General features: G+C 59.4%; 13 protein-coding genes. 11 read left to right on the forward strand and 2 right to left on the reverse strand.

What is annotated here, in order from left to right:
- Window positions 1-24 precede the first annotated feature (24 nt).
- From C4900_RS07575 to C4900_RS07585, 3 genes are read left to right on the forward strand one after another with little or no spacing between them, the layout of a single operon-like run.
- Entirely contained in the window at window positions 25-2,745 is a 2,721-nt protein-coding gene (locus C4900_RS07575) for an ATP-dependent helicase (protein WP_114282881.1), read from the forward strand.
- 12 nt (window positions 2,746-2,757) lie between these two features.
- Window positions 2,758-5,730: a DNA methyltransferase gene (locus tag C4900_RS07580; RefSeq protein ID WP_211306830.1), complete on the forward strand. Its 2,973-nt coding sequence runs from the start codon at window positions 2,758-2,760 to the stop codon at window positions 5,728-5,730.
- Between the two features lie 5 nt (window positions 5,731-5,735).
- On the forward strand, window positions 5,736-8,897 hold the full coding sequence (locus C4900_RS07585) for a BPTD_3080 family restriction endonuclease (RefSeq protein ID WP_114283460.1): 3,162 nt from the start codon (window positions 5,736-5,738) through the stop codon (window positions 8,895-8,897).
- A gap of 386 nt (window positions 8,898-9,283) precedes the next feature.
- Here the strand turns inward: C4900_RS07585 and C4900_RS07590 are convergent, their stop codons facing one another.
- A complete protein-coding gene (locus C4900_RS07590) occupies window positions 9,284-9,952 on the reverse strand; it encodes a LexA family protein (RefSeq protein ID WP_114282882.1) in 669 nt (222 codons plus the stop codon).
- Window positions 9,953-9,990: 38 nt separating this feature from the next.
- On the opposite strand from C4900_RS07590, the gene C4900_RS17235 reads away from it, so the two are divergent.
- The 7 genes from C4900_RS17235 to C4900_RS07625 all read left to right on the forward strand — a co-directional run bounded on the left by C4900_RS17235 (window position 9,991) and on the right by C4900_RS07625 (window position 13,630).
- Window positions 9,991-10,182 (forward strand): Cro/CI family transcriptional regulator, encoded by a 192-nt coding sequence (locus tag C4900_RS17235; protein ID WP_083996397.1) that lies wholly within the window; start codon window positions 9,991-9,993, stop codon window positions 10,180-10,182.
- A gap of 285 nt (window positions 10,183-10,467) precedes the next feature.
- Complete coding sequence (locus C4900_RS07600) at window positions 10,468-10,743, forward strand: hypothetical protein (RefSeq protein WP_147267158.1); 276 nt, start codon at window positions 10,468-10,470, stop codon at window positions 10,741-10,743.
- Complete coding sequence (locus tag C4900_RS07605) at window positions 10,740-10,967, forward strand: Cro/CI family transcriptional regulator (RefSeq protein WP_114282884.1); 228 nt, start codon at window positions 10,740-10,742, stop codon at window positions 10,965-10,967. The genes C4900_RS07600 and C4900_RS07605 overlap by 4 nt, the downstream gene beginning before the upstream one ends.
- Before the next feature lie 18 nt (window positions 10,968-10,985).
- Window positions 10,986-11,222: a hypothetical protein gene (locus C4900_RS07610; RefSeq protein WP_114282885.1), complete on the forward strand. Its 237-nt coding sequence runs from the start codon at window positions 10,986-10,988 to the stop codon at window positions 11,220-11,222.
- Window positions 11,219-12,175: a YdaU family protein gene (locus C4900_RS07615; RefSeq protein ID WP_114282886.1), complete on the forward strand. Its 957-nt coding sequence runs from the start codon at window positions 11,219-11,221 to the stop codon at window positions 12,173-12,175. The genes C4900_RS07610 and C4900_RS07615 overlap by 4 nt, the downstream gene beginning before the upstream one ends.
- Window positions 12,172-12,978: an ATP-binding protein gene (locus C4900_RS07620; protein ID WP_114282887.1), complete on the forward strand. Its 807-nt coding sequence runs from the start codon at window positions 12,172-12,174 to the stop codon at window positions 12,976-12,978. The genes C4900_RS07615 and C4900_RS07620 overlap by 4 nt, the downstream gene beginning before the upstream one ends.
- Window positions 12,971-13,630, forward strand: coding sequence for a hypothetical protein (locus C4900_RS07625; RefSeq protein WP_114282888.1), 660 nt, complete (start codon window positions 12,971-12,973; stop codon window positions 13,628-13,630). Before C4900_RS07620 ends, C4900_RS07625 begins: the two co-directional genes overlap by 8 nt.
- A gap of 230 nt (window positions 13,631-13,860) precedes the next feature.
- On the opposite strand, the gene C4900_RS07630 is transcribed toward C4900_RS07625, so the two are convergent.
- A complete protein-coding gene (locus C4900_RS07630; protein WP_065972380.1) occupies window positions 13,861-14,355 on the reverse strand; it encodes a hypothetical protein in 495 nt (164 codons plus the stop codon).
- 41 nt (window positions 14,356-14,396) lie between these two features.
- Between C4900_RS07630 and C4900_RS07635 the strand changes: the two genes are divergently transcribed.
- Window positions 14,397-15,071 carry a DotI/IcmL/TraM family protein gene (locus C4900_RS07635; protein ID WP_065972379.1) on the forward strand — a complete coding sequence of 225 codons (675 nt, stop codon included), beginning with the start codon at window positions 14,397-14,399 and terminating at the stop codon, window positions 15,069-15,071.
- Window positions 15,072-15,074 lie beyond the last annotated feature (3 nt).

The following is a 15,074-nucleotide window of genomic DNA, read 5'->3' on the forward strand; positions in this document are numbered from 1 at the left end:
TACACCGTCCCGCAGTTGGCAGCAATGAACCACATCGCAGGGAACCTACAACTCATTGCCTGCGCAGGGTCGGGCAAGACCGAAGTCGTAGCGCAGCGCGTCGTAAGCCTATTGCGACCATTAGCAGGTGGTGGTGCTGGATGCGCACCAGAGAATGTCGTCGCGTTTACCTTCACCGACAAAGCAGCGGCCGAGCTCAAGGAACGTATTCATACCCGGTGCCGTGAACAGCTAGGGGATGTCATTGGTCTCGCGGACATGTATGTCGGCACGATTCATGGCTACTGCCTAGAGCTGCTGAAGTTCGAGGTGCCGGCCTACATGAAGTACGAGGTACTCAACGAGGTTCAGCAGGCCCTGTTCATCGACCGTCACTCGAAAGCATCAGGGCTGACGCAGTGCACCACGCTGAATGGGGTGGCGCTCAAGCGCTACACCGACACCCGACATTACGTTTCCGCCTTGGGAATCTTGCGCGAAGACTTTGCGCTCGATCCGACCAAGCTTGCAGGGAACACCGTGGCGGCTCACCTTGGGACTTACGAGCACCTGCTGCACCAGAAAGGTTATCTCGACTACTCAGGCATCCTCAAGGAAGCGGTGGAAGAGCTACGAGAAAACCGTGGGCTGCGGGAGCGGCTAGCGGCTCGGATCAAACATGTCATTGTCGACGAGTATCAGGATATGAATCCTGTGCAGGATGCCGTGGTCGAGGAATTGCACAAGCTCGGTGCTGGAGTGTGCGTAGTTGGCGACGATGATCAGACTATCTACCAGTGGCGCGGGAGCGACATCCAGAACATTCTAAGCTTCGAGCGCAGGTACAAGGATGTGACGCAGGTCCGATTGGAAGACAATTTCCGGTCGAGCGAAGGTGTTGTGGCAGTTGCACGCGAATTCGTTCGGCAAATCGTACGGCGGCTACCCAAGGAAATGAAGGCTACACAGGCACAGGTCTATGAGCCGGGAGACATCGTGGCGCTCGGATTCACGTCGCCACAGGAAGAGGCCAAATATATTGCCGGGACCTGCCGCGCATTGCGCGGAACAGCGATCACGGAAGATGGTACGGATCGCGGTATCTCGTGGTCGGACATGGCGGTGCTGCTTAGGTCAGTGCAACGCGATGGCGCGCCGATCATGGAGGCCCTCGACGCCGCCGAGGTGCCCTACGTCATCACAGGAATGGATAATCTTTTTGAAAAAGAAGAGGTGGAGGCGGCGCGGCAGCTTTTTTACTACCTTGCCGAGGAATCAGACGAGGCGGCCGTCCGGAGCGCGTGGCAGTTGGCCGATCTTGGGATCGCGCCAGAGGCGCTGGATGCCGCCATCGCAGCGGTGGCCAAGGCGCGCGCCGACATGATGAGCGCTACTATCGGTCAGTTCAAGGTCTACAATTTGCAGCGTCAGTTCGTGGCGTTTCTCGAGAACACAGCGCTGCGTGAGGAACGGGTGCCAGGTGGCAGAGGTGAGGTGGTTTTCTACAACCTCGGCAAGTTCAGTCAGGCAATCTCTGACTTCGAGAGCATACACTTCCACTCGAGCCCGGTTGAGAAGTACAAGAGTTTCGCCGGCTTTCTGCGTTACCACGCCGAGCACGCCTATCCAGAGGGATGGCAGGACAGCGCTTTCGTAACCCCGGACGCAGTCCGCATCATGACGGTGCACCAGGCGAAGGGCCTGCAATGGCCGGTAGTATTCATCCCGCAACTTGTAAAAAACCGGTTCCCCTCCAAGAGCAGCGGTGGCCGTACAGCATGGCATCTGCTCCCGGCTGACGCATTTCTAAATGCGGCACGTTACCGCGGCGGACTTGAGGACGAGCAGCGGCTCTTCTATGTGGCTGCCACCCGGGCGCAAAAGTACCTGCACATGAGTTGGGCACCACATGATGGTAACTGTGCCGCCCAGGCGCCCTCAGACTTTTTCAATGAAGTGTTGGCTTCTAAGTACGTCAAGCGCCGGCCACAAGACTACATCGATCGCAAACGACTTGATCCGAAACCGAAGGCATCGGTCGCCAACGTCACACTGTCGTTCTCGGACGTGAAGTACTTCTTCGAGTGTCCGTATCAGTTCAAGCTGCGAATTCTATATGGATTCAACGCGCCACTAGACGAAGCCCTCGGATTCGGCAAGTCGCTTCACGACGCGCTTGCTGAAGTACACGCTCGCGCGCTCAGAGGTGAAGCAATTGATCCTGGCGAAGCACAGGCGCTGGTCGAGCGTCATCTGCGCGCACCCTATGCCTATCCGGCATTACGTGAACAATTGCGTGGTGCGGCCGAAAAGGTAATCGCGGGCTACATCAGGAAGAATGCCGCCGAGTTCAAAAACCTGGAGTTCTCCGAGAAGGTGATTGAGATAGCGCTGGGAGACGGCGTCGCGGTGGCAGGTCGGATCGATCTGGTGCGGCGGGTGGATACCGGTGAGGTGACGATCGTGGATCTGAAATCAAATGATCGGGCACAGGCTGAAGCGGTCACCGAGACCCAGCTTCACATTTACGCGCTCGGCTACCGTGAGCTCACCGGCCGAGACGCGGACTATGTGGAGATCTACGAGCTGGACGAACAAAAGCAGAAGAGGCGGTCTGTAGATGATGATTTTATCGAGGATGTAAAACGCGACGTGCGGGCGGCGGCGGCTGCATTGCGGCAAAACGTGTTGCCGGCCAGCCCGGGGAAGAAGACGTGTGGGCAATGTGACTACATCAACCTGTGCTCGGCCGCGATCCAGAAATGATAAGGGATGGGGATGAATCTTAAGAAAGCATTGCTCAAATCATTGGAACCGGAGCAGATCAAAGAGCTGTGTGAAGAGATTGGCGTCGACGCCGATCGGCGATCGCGCGACTCGATGGCCGATGCGCTCGCCAGCGCCAAGCGCGCGAAACCGGAGCACCTGATTGAGAAGCTCAATATGGCGCAGTTGCGCAACGCGCTCGGTTCATTGGGCCAGTCGACGCATGGCAAGAGGGAGGAACTCGTCGAACGGCTGCTTCACAGCGGCAACGGTTCATCCGGTGTGGTCAAGGATGAGATATCTGAGATGCAGGCGCAGGACGATAGCGTTTCCGATACCGCTGCGCAGTACCGCCACCGCGATCAGGCTGTGCAGCGACCGGATGCGGGGGTACAAGACCAGTTTCAGGCCACGAGGGCTCCAAAAACCTACCGGTATGACAGTTCACTCGACCCGGCGCTGTCGTGGGACGAGCAGCGTGAACGTGATCTCGGTGAATGGTTGCTCGGCTTAATTGTTCGCGCGGGCAAGGAGGGCGAAAGCGCGGTGTTCGGTGAGCCTCAGGAGTGGAAGGGCGGCGCGGTGCGGGTCACATCCATCGCCGACGCGGCGCGTTTGCTGCAGGACATCTCCAGTCCATACTTGAACTGGGCTGGTAAGGCGGAGCGGCGTGAGATCCGGGTGCCGACAGTGCCGTTATTCGTGCATGAGCGGCATTCTACCAAGGCCATTCTGGATGGGATAAGACACCGCAAGGCACGTGGCCAGACGCTCGACCTGTTTGGCGACTCGCACATGGACATCCGCGAGAACCTCGAGGCGTATGAACACAAGGGTCCATGGCAAAACCGGATGATCCTGGGCGATTCACTCGCAGTGATGAATTCGCTGATTGAATTCGAGGGCATGGTTGGGCAGGTGCAGATGATTTACATCGACCCGCCGTACGGAGTGAAGTTCGGCAGCAACTTCCAGCCGTTTGTGCGTAAGCGAGCAGTGAAGCACGGGGGCGACGATGACATGACTCGCGAACCGGAGATGGTGAAGGCGTACCGCGATACGTGGGAGCTAGGATTGCATTCGTATCTTACTTACCTTCGCGACAGGCTATTGCTAGCAAGAGAACTATTGCATGAGAGTGGCAGTGTATTTGTGCAAATTTCAGATGAGAACTTACATCACGTGCGAGAGGTTATGGATGAAGTATTTGATGAAGGAAATTTCGTTTCGCTGATCTCGTTTGCCAAGGCGGGTGGAGGACTAGAGTCCACAACGCGGGTGTCAACTCGTCTCGACTATCTCCTCTGGTACGCAAGAAGGGCGCCCAGTTTGAAGTACCGACCCCTCTTTGAAATGCGTTCGGATCCAATCTCTGATGGATTCGACATGCTCGAGCGAACCGATGGAACCAGAAGGCGTGTTACGAAAGAAGAAAGATCAGGGGAAGTCGAACTCCCGAACGACGCACGCCTTTTCGGATCAGTGACGTTTTCTAAGCCAGGACCGGGAGTTAAGTACGAGGTCGAGCTGAATGGAAAGATCTTCACATCGGGACGTCGCTGGTGGGGAATTCCAAAGGTCTCGCTAATGAAGGTTATAGCCGCTGGGCGGACTGTAACGACGGAGAACGAGATCCGTTTCGTAAAGTACTTTAGTGACTTTCCTTTTAGATCAATGAGCAACTTGTGGGACCGACTTGGGGGTGCGGCTAATCCGATCTACGTTGTACAAACAAACCCGACGGTTGTTCAACGTTGTCTAATGATGTGTACTGAGCCAGGCGACCTCGTGCTAGATCCAACTTGCGGTTCAGGAACCACTGCATATGTTGCAGAGCAATGGGGCCGCCGCTGGATCACAATTGACACGTCTCGTGTACCGCTCGCTTTAGCACGGCAGCGTCTGCTTACTGCTACTTTTCCCTACTACGAACTCAAGTCTCCGCAGTCCGGCCCCACGGGCGGTTTTGTGTACAAGCGGAAGCAGAACCGCAAGGGAGAAGAGGTTGGAGGACTTGTGCCACACATCACGCTGAAGTCGATTGCTAACGACGAGCCACCGACTATTGAGGTACTGGTTGATCGGCCGGAGGAAGTGCCCGGCGTCACGCGCGTGTCCGGACCATTCGTTGTCGAGGCAACGATCGCACCGGTGCAGCCGCTTGAAACCGGTGTTAACGCTGGCGCTACCCAAAGCGAGGTTGCCACACATATCCAGCGTATGACAGAGGTACTGCGACAGTCTAAGACTTTACATTTGCCAGGCAACCGCGAACTTGCCTTGGCTGGGGTTCGGCGTACCGTTGACACCGAGTACCTGCACGCCGAGGCGAGGGAAGGCGACAAGAGAATCGCGATCGTCTTCGGGCCGCAGGACGGCGCGGTGTCGGCGTCGCTCGTCTATGAGGCCGCTCGTGAGGCGCACTTTCTTAAGTACGATCTACTCTACTTCTTTGGTTTCGCAGTTGAGCCGAACGCACGCAGTATGATCGAGGACGCCAAACTGCGCATTCCAGCAGCCTATATAGCCGTAACACCCGACGTTGCGATGTCTGATTTGCTCAAAACCACGCGCGCCTCCGAAATTTTCTCCGTTACCGGCCTGCCGGACTTCAATATCCGGAAGTCGAAAAAGAAGGGGGCCGACGGGCAACCACTGTACGAGGTAGAGCTGAAGGGGTTGGACCTTTTCGATCCCGAGTCACTCGAAACTGAATCTGTAGGAGGCGAGAATGTGCCCTGCTGGATGCTGGATTCAGACTATGACGGACTTAGCTTCTACGCCACGCAGGTGTTTTTCCCAAAGACTAGTGCCTGGGACAACCTGCAGCGGTCACTGAAGGCTACTTTTGATGAGACGGTGTGGAGCCACTTGGCAGGTACGGTAAGTGAGCCCTTCGCGCTCGGGAAGCGAAAACGCGTAGCTGTAAAGGTGATCGACGAACGTGGCAACGAGCTGATGCGCGTCCTCGACGTGGCGGAGTGATCAGTATGGCGACGCACATCAACGCCGTTGAGAATCCGATTATCAACACACCCTACGAAGAGCCGAAGCAGCACTGGCACATCGAGGAAGGCAAGGCGCCGCAGAAACGGCCGGGCCGGCGCCTGGCGAGCTACTTTCTTCGCGTGCCGGAACGCGCTGCCCGCGGTCGCCGCGCAGCCGGTCAGGTCGAGATATTCGATGAAGATGTTAAGGGCACTGAGTACCTGCTCGACTTGGCGAATCTGCTGCGCCAGCGGGTGCAGGATTGGCGCAAAAGAGAGTACCAGGGTGCCACGAAAGTAACCCGTGAGTTGATCGATCTCTGGCGCGCACCCGATCGGGTGCAGCCACTTTTCTATGCCCAGGTTGAGGCGGCAGAGACGGTGATCTTCCTGGTCGAGGGGCCCCATGACCTGAGGCAAGGCATCGAGGTGCCGCTCGATGAGCCCGGACCGGCAGCAAAGCAAGCCGGCTACCGTGCCTTTCAGCGTTACGCGCTCAAGATGGCGACTGGCTCTGGAAAGACCACTGTCATTGGCATGCTGGCCGCATGGTCGATACTCAACAAGGTTGCGGATCCTCAAGCGCCGGGGTACTCGGACACGGTGCTGATCCTCTGCCCCAACATCACGATCCGCGATCGCCTTCAGGAGCTCAAGCCCGAGCTGGACGAATTGTCGCTCTATCGAACGCGGGAGCTCGTTCCAGTTCACCGGATGATGGACTTACGGCGCGGCGAAGTCTTCATTACTAACTGGCACAACCTGGAGCGTCGCGAACTCAGTGACGTCAACGGCCAGTCGGCCCGGGTAGTTAAGCGCGGTTTGCCGGTCGAAACACTTCGGACAATCAAAGTGTCGGCAACTCAATCGGCGGACGAAATCCAGCACCAGGCCACCGTGGGCGCATTCCGAATTGTAAGCGTGGAAACGAAGCGTGATGGTACGCCCAAGGCGTTCACTGTCAAGGAGACCCGATACTTCGAGAGTGACGCCGCGTTCCTGCAGCGGATACTTGGCGGACGCAAAGGCCGTAGTTCCGCGATCTTGGTGATGAACGACGAAGCGCATCACGCCTATCGCCGAGGCGCGGTCGATGAGACGGATCAGTATGCAGTCGACGAGGAGACCGCCGAAGCGGACGCGCGCGAGGCAACAATCTGGATCGAGGGACTGGATCGGATCAACAAGGCGCTAGGTGGGCGCGGTAATGGGATACGCTTCTGCGTGGACCTGTCGGCGACCCCATTCTATATTCAAGGCAGCGGCAACGAAGTGGGTAAACCTTTCCCTTGGATAGTGTCGGACTTCAGTCTGCTCGAGGCGATCGAAGCAGGTCTCGTCAAGGTGCCGCAGTTACCAACCGAGGATGGTACCGGTGGGGAGGTGCCGCGGTACTTCAATGTCTGGCGTTGGGTACAGCGACAGGCGCAAAACGACGGGCATATCGGGCCAGTGACGGTGGCTGAGGTGATGCGCTATGCGACCTCGCCGATCGTCACCCTCGCGGCGAGCTGGCGAGAAACCTACGCAAAATGGAAGGAGCACTTCGCGCAGGGTAATCGCAAGCAGGATGTACCGCCCGTGTTCATCATTGTGTGTCGCGATACCACCATCGCAAAAGAACTCTATGCATGGATAGCGGACGGCAGCGCACAATACGGCGCCGGCGTGCCAGAGTTCCGGAACGCATTCGGTCGCGAGATGACGATCCGCATCGACAGCAAAGTCGACGAGGACATCGCCACCGGCGGCAGCCAGGACGAAACGCGGCGGCTGCGGTTCGTGCTTGAGACGATCGGCAAGACGGAGTGGGCGGGCAAGAAAGTGCCGGAGGAATACGCAGCTCTAGTCGAGCGCAACAACCGCAAAGCACTGGAGGATGAAGACAGCAGACGGGTCATCTTAAACCCCGACGTGCCACCGGGGCGAGACGTGCGTTGCATCATATCCGTGTCGATGTTGTCAGAAGGTTGGGATGCCACAACGGTGACGCACGTAGTCGGGCTACGGCCGTTCGGTTCGCAGCTTCTTTGTGAGCAGGTAGTTGGACGTGCACTTCGCCGCACATCTTATGTAGTGGATCCCGAAACCAATCTCTTCACAGAGGAGACAGCACAGATCTTTGGGGTACCTTTTGAGCTCATCCCATTCAAGGTCGAGGGCGGCAAGCCTCAGCCGCCATCGCCGCCAGCAAATCATGTCTATGCCGATCCGGAGTGCGCCAAGTACGAGATCGAGTTCCCGGTTGTTGAGGGCTATCAAGACCCGGGAGTTATTGAGGTGAAAGTGAACTGGGATCGTGTTGGGGAGCTAGTGCTCGACCCGGATGAGGTTCCGGACGATGTGCTCCTGCGGGGTCTGACCGCACAGGACGGGCGTTTGATTGCATTCGGCCCCGGTGCTGCGGTGAGAGTAAATCTGGAGGCTTGGCGTAAAGGGGTTCGGACGCAGCAGGTAGCGTTCGAACTGGCGAAAGTCCTAACGGAGAAGTGGAAGGCGGACCGAGGGGACTCGATTCCGGCACATCGATTATTTCCGCAGATGCTTGGGGCCGCGACACGCTTCATTGATCAGCATGTCGAACCAATCAAAACGCGCGCAAAGCAGGATTTCGCGCTCAACCCATACTTCGGAAAGGCGATCGCGATGCTGCTCAATGCCATGGAGTCTGTGGACGGGGGCGGCGCGAGTCAGGAGAAGGCGATTCTGGCGCCCGGGGCCGCGGCCACCCGCTCCACCCGGTTTGTGGACTTCCATACTGGTAAGGCCTTGCACGACGTCAGGAAATGCCATCTTAATGCTGCTGTGTTCGATTCGGACTGGGAACGCCAGGCCGCTGAGCTTCTCGGCGCGCACGCGACGGTCGAAGCCTGGGTAAAGAACGACCGACTCGGGCTCGTCGTTCCATACCGAAAGGACGGCGTCTCTAGGAAGTACCTACCAGATTTCATAGTGGAACTGAAGAACGGCGGCCGGCTACTCGTCGAAATAAAAGGACAGATTGGGGATGCCATGATCAAGAAGGCTGCAGCGGAGCGCTGGTGTCGCGCGGTAACAAATGACGGACGATTTGGACGATGGGAGTACCGCCTGTGCTTTGGGGCCGGAGAGCTGGGTACTGTTCTGGATGCCTTGGCGCAGGAACATGGCCGCGCGCCAGCCTGATCTTGACGGGCCGATGCTCACGAGCAGGTTTCTCGGTAATCGAGAGACCGGCTTTGTCTACGAAAATAACGCCTGTGGCCGAGGTTACCAGCGGGGGAAGATAAGGCCAGCATTGGACCTTTTCGAGCATGTAGCTGGTTCCGTCTATTTGGCAATAAAACCGTCCACGACGGACCCTTGTTGTTGGGTCATAGGAGTCCTCACGAAACACGACAGGCTGCAGATTGGTATCCCATAGAATCTGTGCGGGGGAGACGATGGGTCTCGGAGAAATCGCGCGCAAAGAATTGCCGTCGCCTTCGTAGTAGTCGCCCGTATTGGGTCGCGCCAGAATAACGCAGCTGTTGTTGATCATGTTGGGGGTATCCTCCCATTCCACCCACTCCTCAATACACCCGCATCTTCATCACCACGACCCCCACGATCACCATATCCGCGGTAACCGGAAGAATGTGGTAGCGGCGATTCGCCGGCTTGAGGTATCGCTCATCGACCTCCACCAGCAGTTGCTTGAAGGTCGGCTCCGATGTGGGCTTCCCAATGACGATCACATAATCGCGACCCTTGGGTTCCCGGTCAGGATCCACGATGATCGTGTCCCCTTCGAAAAAGGCAGGCTCCATGGAGTCGCCACACACATGGAGCGCGAACGTCCGGGGGCCGAACGTGCCAATGACGGCGACCCGTTCCAGTGTCGGGGCTGAGGAGTGAGCGCCTCCTGTCTCGTGCCAATCCCTCACCTGGGCCCAGGTGATGAGGGGGATTAGCGATACTTGCCGTTCGGGTCCCTTATCGATATCCGAGATGTTTTGTTTGGGTCCTTTTCCCGTAATGAGCCACTTCGGCGAACATCCGATCCGCTCCGCGATATTAAAGAGGTTCTCGGGCCGCAGGTGCTTGGTTTCGCCGGTTTCCCATTGAGCCACAGCTGACCGCGAGACCCCTGCGGCGTCCGCTAGGTCCTGTTGCGTCAGCTGAGCTTGTAGCCTCGCTTCTTTAATCCGTTCGCCAGTACTCCCCATGTTGGAAAGCTTACTGACTATGGTCCTAAGCATGCTTGACACCGAAGGGTAAGCATGCTTACACTTTTGGCATGCGAACCAAGGACGCGATTAAACAGTTTCGGACGGCGGTTGCGCTTGCGCGCGCCCTTGGATGTACCCCTCAAGCGATTTATCAGTGGGGGGAACGTGTACCGAAGTTGCGCGCCTATCAGATTGAGCTTCTTACCAAAGGGCAATTGAAGGTCGACAACACACAAGAACGTAGTGAGCGCCATGACTAACCATCTCTTCTCCCGCGGCAGGCATTCCCTCGCAAGGACGCGAGGGCTTTTTAGGAACCGCGCATTATCCCACGCGCGTCCGGACACGGCCTACGAGGCGATCGAGGAGCAGCTCTTTGGGGGCGTATTACGGCCGAAGAGGGTAGGGCGGGGGCGGCGATCTGACGAGATGCCGGAACCGAGCCGACAAAGTCCCAGGATCCGTGATCTTGCCGGAACAGGGCATCCGACGAAATCCGCCCAAGGAGGGAGAGGGGAGGATGACGTGTGGAGACAGGAGGGATTATGCGGCGCCGGCTGATGGCAGGGGATTTGACCGAAAGCCCGATCCAAGGCCGCGGGCCGATCGCGGAGGAGAGGGCCTCCCTCGAGCCGAGCGCCACTTCGGCCTCGGTCGACCTGGAAATCGCAAGTCGCATCATCACCCTGTCGCTCACGGCGCAGGATGCCCGCCAGCTCCTCTTCTCGTTACACAAAGCCATTCATGACCACTACCGCGAGCGCGCCCGCGCCGCGCAGTGGCAGCAGCACGCGCAGCGCCGCAAGGGGAGAGAGCCATGACGATCGCCACGACTGACGCCCACACAGGCACAGAGGCCGTCGCGCGCGCCGTATCCATCCTGGGAAGCCAGGGGCGGCTCGCGCAGGCCTGCGGCGTGTCGCAGGCCGCCGTCTGGAAGTGGTTACGGGGCCAGCTACCCAAAGGCGAGCATGCCGTCGCCATCGAGGTGGCCACAGGAGGCCAGGTCAGCCGCGAGGCGATCCGGCCTGACCTGTTCGTATAGGGCGCGTAGGGGGAGGGCATGATGAAGAAACCATTAATTCCGGTGACCTTATGCGGTTTGCCGACTGCGGATCGGGAGCAGTCCGGCGAGCTCAATGTGGGGAGTGACCCGGGGTGCGTGCACATCGAGGTCCGCACCAAGGACGATTCGTTTCTGGTGTTTCTTAGTGAGTCGGATGCGAGCCGGCTCATTTTTCAGTTGCACCGCGCCCTCATGGATAGCCACGCCGAACGGTGCCGGGCGGTGCAATCATGAACTACTACGAGCGCCACTTGGGCGACTACGCGCGGGACGCCGGACACCTCTCGATGCTCGAGCACGGCGCTTACACGCTGCTGCTCGACCGTTATTACACCACGGAGCACCCCATACCCGAGGACCAGGTCTACCGCATCTGCCGGGCGAAGTCGCGCTTCGAGAAGGACGCCGTCAATGCCGTGCTGACCGAGTTTTTCGTGTTACGAGACGGGTGCTGGGTAAACACAAGAGCGGAGTTTGAGATCGGCGCCGCGCGCAAAAGGATCGCGTCGTCGAAATCCAACGGGCAAATGGGTGGACGCCCCAAAAAGCCCGCACAATCAACGGGCCACGAAACCCAGCCGGTTTGTGTTGGGTTCCATTTGGGTTCCGAGAACGGCAACCCGCCGCAAGGCGTCTCCGAACCCGGTTACTCCGCCGTAACTCGCAATGGTTACTCCGGCGTAACCGTGAAATCGAACGCGCTGTCGAATTCCAACGGACGCATGAGTGGAGAGCAGGAAATCGCAATAAAAACAAAGGGGGGCGAAACCCAGCAGGTTTCCATTGGGTTTCCAAATCAAAACCCAACGGAAACCCAGCCGAAAGCCCACCAATCACCAGGCACCATACACCAGGAAAAACCTAAAGAAAAACCCAAAACCCCTCGTCGCGCTGACGCGCTCCTGGCGACTCTCGATCCCCAGGTCGAGGGACTCGACCCCGAGGCCTGGAGGCAGTTCGTGGAATACCGCCGCGGCATCGGCAAGGGCATCAAGCCCCCGTCGGTGAAGGCCGCCCAACGGCGCCTGGTGCGACTCAGCCTGGACGGCAGCTCCCAGGCGGCCATCGTCGCGCAATCGATCGAGAACGGCTGGCAGGGCCTCTTCGCCCTGACGCAGGAGGCGTCGCGGAGCGCACCCCGTTCCCGGATGAACAACCGAACCTATGGGCCCGGAGGCAAGATATGAGCAGCGATCGGATCCTGGCGGAACCAGCGCCCCGCGCCCTGTCCGCCCTGTTGCACAACCCGCCCCTTGCCGAGCAGCGGATGTGCGGAGCCCACGGCGCCTACCTCGCTCAGTGCCACTTCGGCGCCTGTTGGTCGCGTTGCCCGGCCTGCGCGGCCGCGGATCGCGTCGAGGAGCGCAGGCGCGCGGCACGCGCCGCTCAGTCCCGTATGGCTGCGGACTGGCAGCGCCGGCTGGGGCACGCCGGGATCCCGTTGCGCTTTCAGGATCGGACGCTCGATCGCTTCGTCGTGAGCCACGTCGCGCAAGAGAGGGCGCTCGGTTTCGCGAGCGCCTATGTCGCCCAGTTCGACCAGGTTCTGGCGACGGGCCGCAGCGCGCTTTTTGTCGGGAAGCCGGGCACCGGCAAAACCCATCTGGCGGCGGGCATGGGCCTCGCTCTCATGGCGCGTCACCGCAGTGTGCTGTTCCTGACCGTTCTGCGGGCCTTGCGCTTAGTGAAGGATACCTGGTCGCGCGGGAGCGAGTGGAGTGAATCGGACGCCGTGGCGCGCCTCGCGCGCCCCGATCTGTTGATTCTAGACGAGGTCGGCATGCAGTTCGGTTCACGAACCGAGGAAAACATCCTCTTCGATGTGCTGAACGAACGCTACGAATCCCGTCGACCCACGCTCCTGATCTCCAACCTGTCGGTGGACGAGGTGCGTGAAGTGGTGGGGGAGCGGGTATGGGATCGACTCCGCGAGGATGGCGGAGACGTTGTGACGTTCGATTGGACCTCGTATCGGGGGAGTCATGAGTAATCACACAGAGATCGGGGCCACCGAACCCCGCACGCTTCGGGCGATCCGCAAGGCGATCCGTGGCAACGCCCACTGCGTGCCAGGCCTCCTTTTTCGGGACCGGGTGGTGGCCACCCCACACGGTGCGCTGTCGCATGAGCACGACCAGGAGCTCCTGGCGTTACTGGATGGCGGGATCAACTACACGTTCTGGTACGGCCACGTCGTGCGCGGGACACCCGCGCCCGAAGCGGGAAGCGATCCGATCTGGGTGGCCCTGATCGTCTCCAGCAGCTTTTTCGTGGATGCGCCGACCGTCGACCTGCTCTTTCAGCGCTACGCCTACGCCATGCGCGACCGTTGCGAATACACGCCGGCGTGGGCGCAAGACCCCGAGGACGTGTTCGCTATACGCCCTTCGTTCGACGAAGCGTGCCGGGCGTTGGCCGAGATGATCCGCCGATTTGATCAGGACCTGCGGGATTCTCGATCGGTCGTGGAGGGTATGGAAAAGTGGGATGGCGAGTACGGGAGCGACCACATGGTGGAGTCGTTTATCGATCCCCCGGGCCGGCAGGATTTGCGGAGCTTTGACGTCTACGGGCTCGCTCTCAAAAAAGATCACAACGGCGTATTTCTCCCCGAACCACTTTTCGAGTTCCCTTCCAAGTGAGAGCTTGCATGCGCGACACAGCACTTTTCTATGGCGAGCAGCAGTCGATCGCCAATCCATGCGATGTCCTCGCGGGCCGACTCGGCGTTTGCGTAGGGGATGGGGATCGGATCCCGCTCCATTGGCCGTCCCGTGTCGGCGAAGAAGGGGACCAGCGAACACATCTCGGGGCGGATCCACAGGACATCGAGCGTTGTTTGAGCAGGTTTATGCAGAACCATACGCAGGGGCTATCGCCGCTTGCCGGCGACAATGGGCAGGTCCGTGAGTGTCACGAGGACGTAGGGCAACCACGTCAAGGTAACTCCCTTGTAGCGCCAGACCTGGAGATGATCGGCCTTCCGACACATCGCCGCGAACTCGATCCCGCTCAGTTTCCCGCAAAGAGCGAGACAGGCGGCATAAACCGCTTTCAGGTTCGCCCTGGTCGGGTCATCGCACAAGGCCGAGCGCAAGCGTTTTCCTTGTTCCAGATCCCAATCGGTGGGCACGAGGTGGGCGTAGCGCGAATCCGGCGTCGAGGACGAGGGGCACTGGCTCCCGTCGGGGTGGTCGAAGCGCGACATCACTTTGAGGGAATGTACACCGTAAGGGGCCAACGCCGCGCCGCACTGGGGGCAGAGTGGCAAAACGCCCTTGCTCCGATGGTCCGCCCCTTCCAAGGCGATGAATTCCTCGGGGGTCACGAGCGCCCCTGTGCGTTGGTGGATCGCTTTTTTGGTCATGAGACCTCTCCACAGAGTCAACCACAGGAAGTGTATACGAGATGAGCGCGTCCAGCCGCCCCAAACCCGCGGCGCATGCCGCCCCGGAGATCGCCCTCTCGGTGGACCACTACCGCCGCGGTTACCACGCGGCGCTCGCCTTGGCGTTGATCCTGACGGGGGTAACCGTTGGGTCTCTGATCCTGGCCTACATCGGTTGGTCCCGTCCGGTCGTGACGCGATACTTTGCGACCTCCAACAACGGTCGCATCGTCACCTTGCGGCCGCTGACGGCGCCGCTCCTGAGCCGCCTCGCCATCACGAGTTTTGCTACCGATGCCGCCACGCGGCTCTACACCCTCGATTTCGCGCGGTGGCGCGCGGACATCGCACGGGCCCGCACGGATTTCCTGCCGCAACCCTTCGCTCTGTGGCGGCAATCCATTCAACAATCGCTGTTGCCATCGATCATCCAGGAGCGGTTGATTGCCTCGGCCGCACCGGCTGCGGCACCGACCATCCTCGGCCAGGGGGTTTTGGGTCAGGCAGGGGCGCTATCGGGTCGTTACGGATGGTCGGTGCGGGTACGGCTCATCGTGAGCTATCTGGGCGTGCAGGGCACGACGTCGCAGCACGTCACCGTGACGATGCTGATCGTGCGCGTCAATCCGGATACCTATCCGCGTGGCGTGGCGATCGCGCACCTCACGATCACGCAATCGAAAGGGGAGGGGTAAATA

The sequence above is a fragment of the Acidiferrobacter thiooxydans genome (assembly GCF_003333315.1).
Classification (GTDB): domain Bacteria; phylum Pseudomonadota; class Gammaproteobacteria; order Acidiferrobacterales; family Acidiferrobacteraceae; genus Acidiferrobacter; species Acidiferrobacter thiooxydans.

Excerpts from the sequence above, each read along its gene's own strand:
- C4900_RS07580 (WP_211306830.1), top strand. The coding sequence starts at position 2,758 with ATGAATCTTAAGAAAGCATTGCTCAAATCATTGGAACCGGAGCAGATC.
- C4900_RS07620 (WP_114282887.1), top strand. The coding sequence starts at position 12,172 with ATGAGCAGCGATCGGATCCTGGCGGAACCAGCGCCCCGCGCCCTGTCC.
- C4900_RS17235 (WP_083996397.1), top strand. The coding sequence starts at position 9,991 with ATGCGAACCAAGGACGCGATTAAACAGTTTCGGACGGCGGTTGCGCTT.
- C4900_RS07635 (WP_065972379.1), top strand. The coding sequence starts at position 14,397 with ATGAGCGCGTCCAGCCGCCCCAAACCCGCGGCGCATGCCGCCCCGGAG.
- C4900_RS07605 (WP_114282884.1), top strand. The coding sequence starts at position 10,740 with ATGACGATCGCCACGACTGACGCCCACACAGGCACAGAGGCCGTCGCG.
- C4900_RS07625 (WP_114282888.1), top strand. The coding sequence starts at position 12,971 with ATGAGTAATCACACAGAGATCGGGGCCACCGAACCCCGCACGCTTCGG.
- C4900_RS07600 (WP_147267158.1), top strand. The coding sequence starts at position 10,468 with ATGCGGCGCCGGCTGATGGCAGGGGATTTGACCGAAAGCCCGATCCAA.
- C4900_RS07585 (WP_114283460.1), top strand. The coding sequence starts at position 5,736 with ATGGCGACGCACATCAACGCCGTTGAGAATCCGATTATCAACACACCC.
- C4900_RS07590 (WP_114282882.1), bottom strand. The coding sequence starts at position 9,952 with ATGCTTAGGACCATAGTCAGTAAGCTTTCCAACATGGGGAGTACTGGC.
- C4900_RS07615 (WP_114282886.1), top strand. The coding sequence starts at position 11,219 with ATGAACTACTACGAGCGCCACTTGGGCGACTACGCGCGGGACGCCGGA.
- C4900_RS07575 (WP_114282881.1), top strand. The coding sequence starts at position 25 with ATGAACCACATCGCAGGGAACCTACAACTCATTGCCTGCGCAGGGTCG.
- C4900_RS07610 (WP_114282885.1), top strand. The coding sequence starts at position 10,986 with ATGATGAAGAAACCATTAATTCCGGTGACCTTATGCGGTTTGCCGACT.
- C4900_RS07630 (WP_065972380.1), bottom strand. The coding sequence starts at position 14,355 with ATGACCAAAAAAGCGATCCACCAACGCACAGGGGCGCTCGTGACCCCC.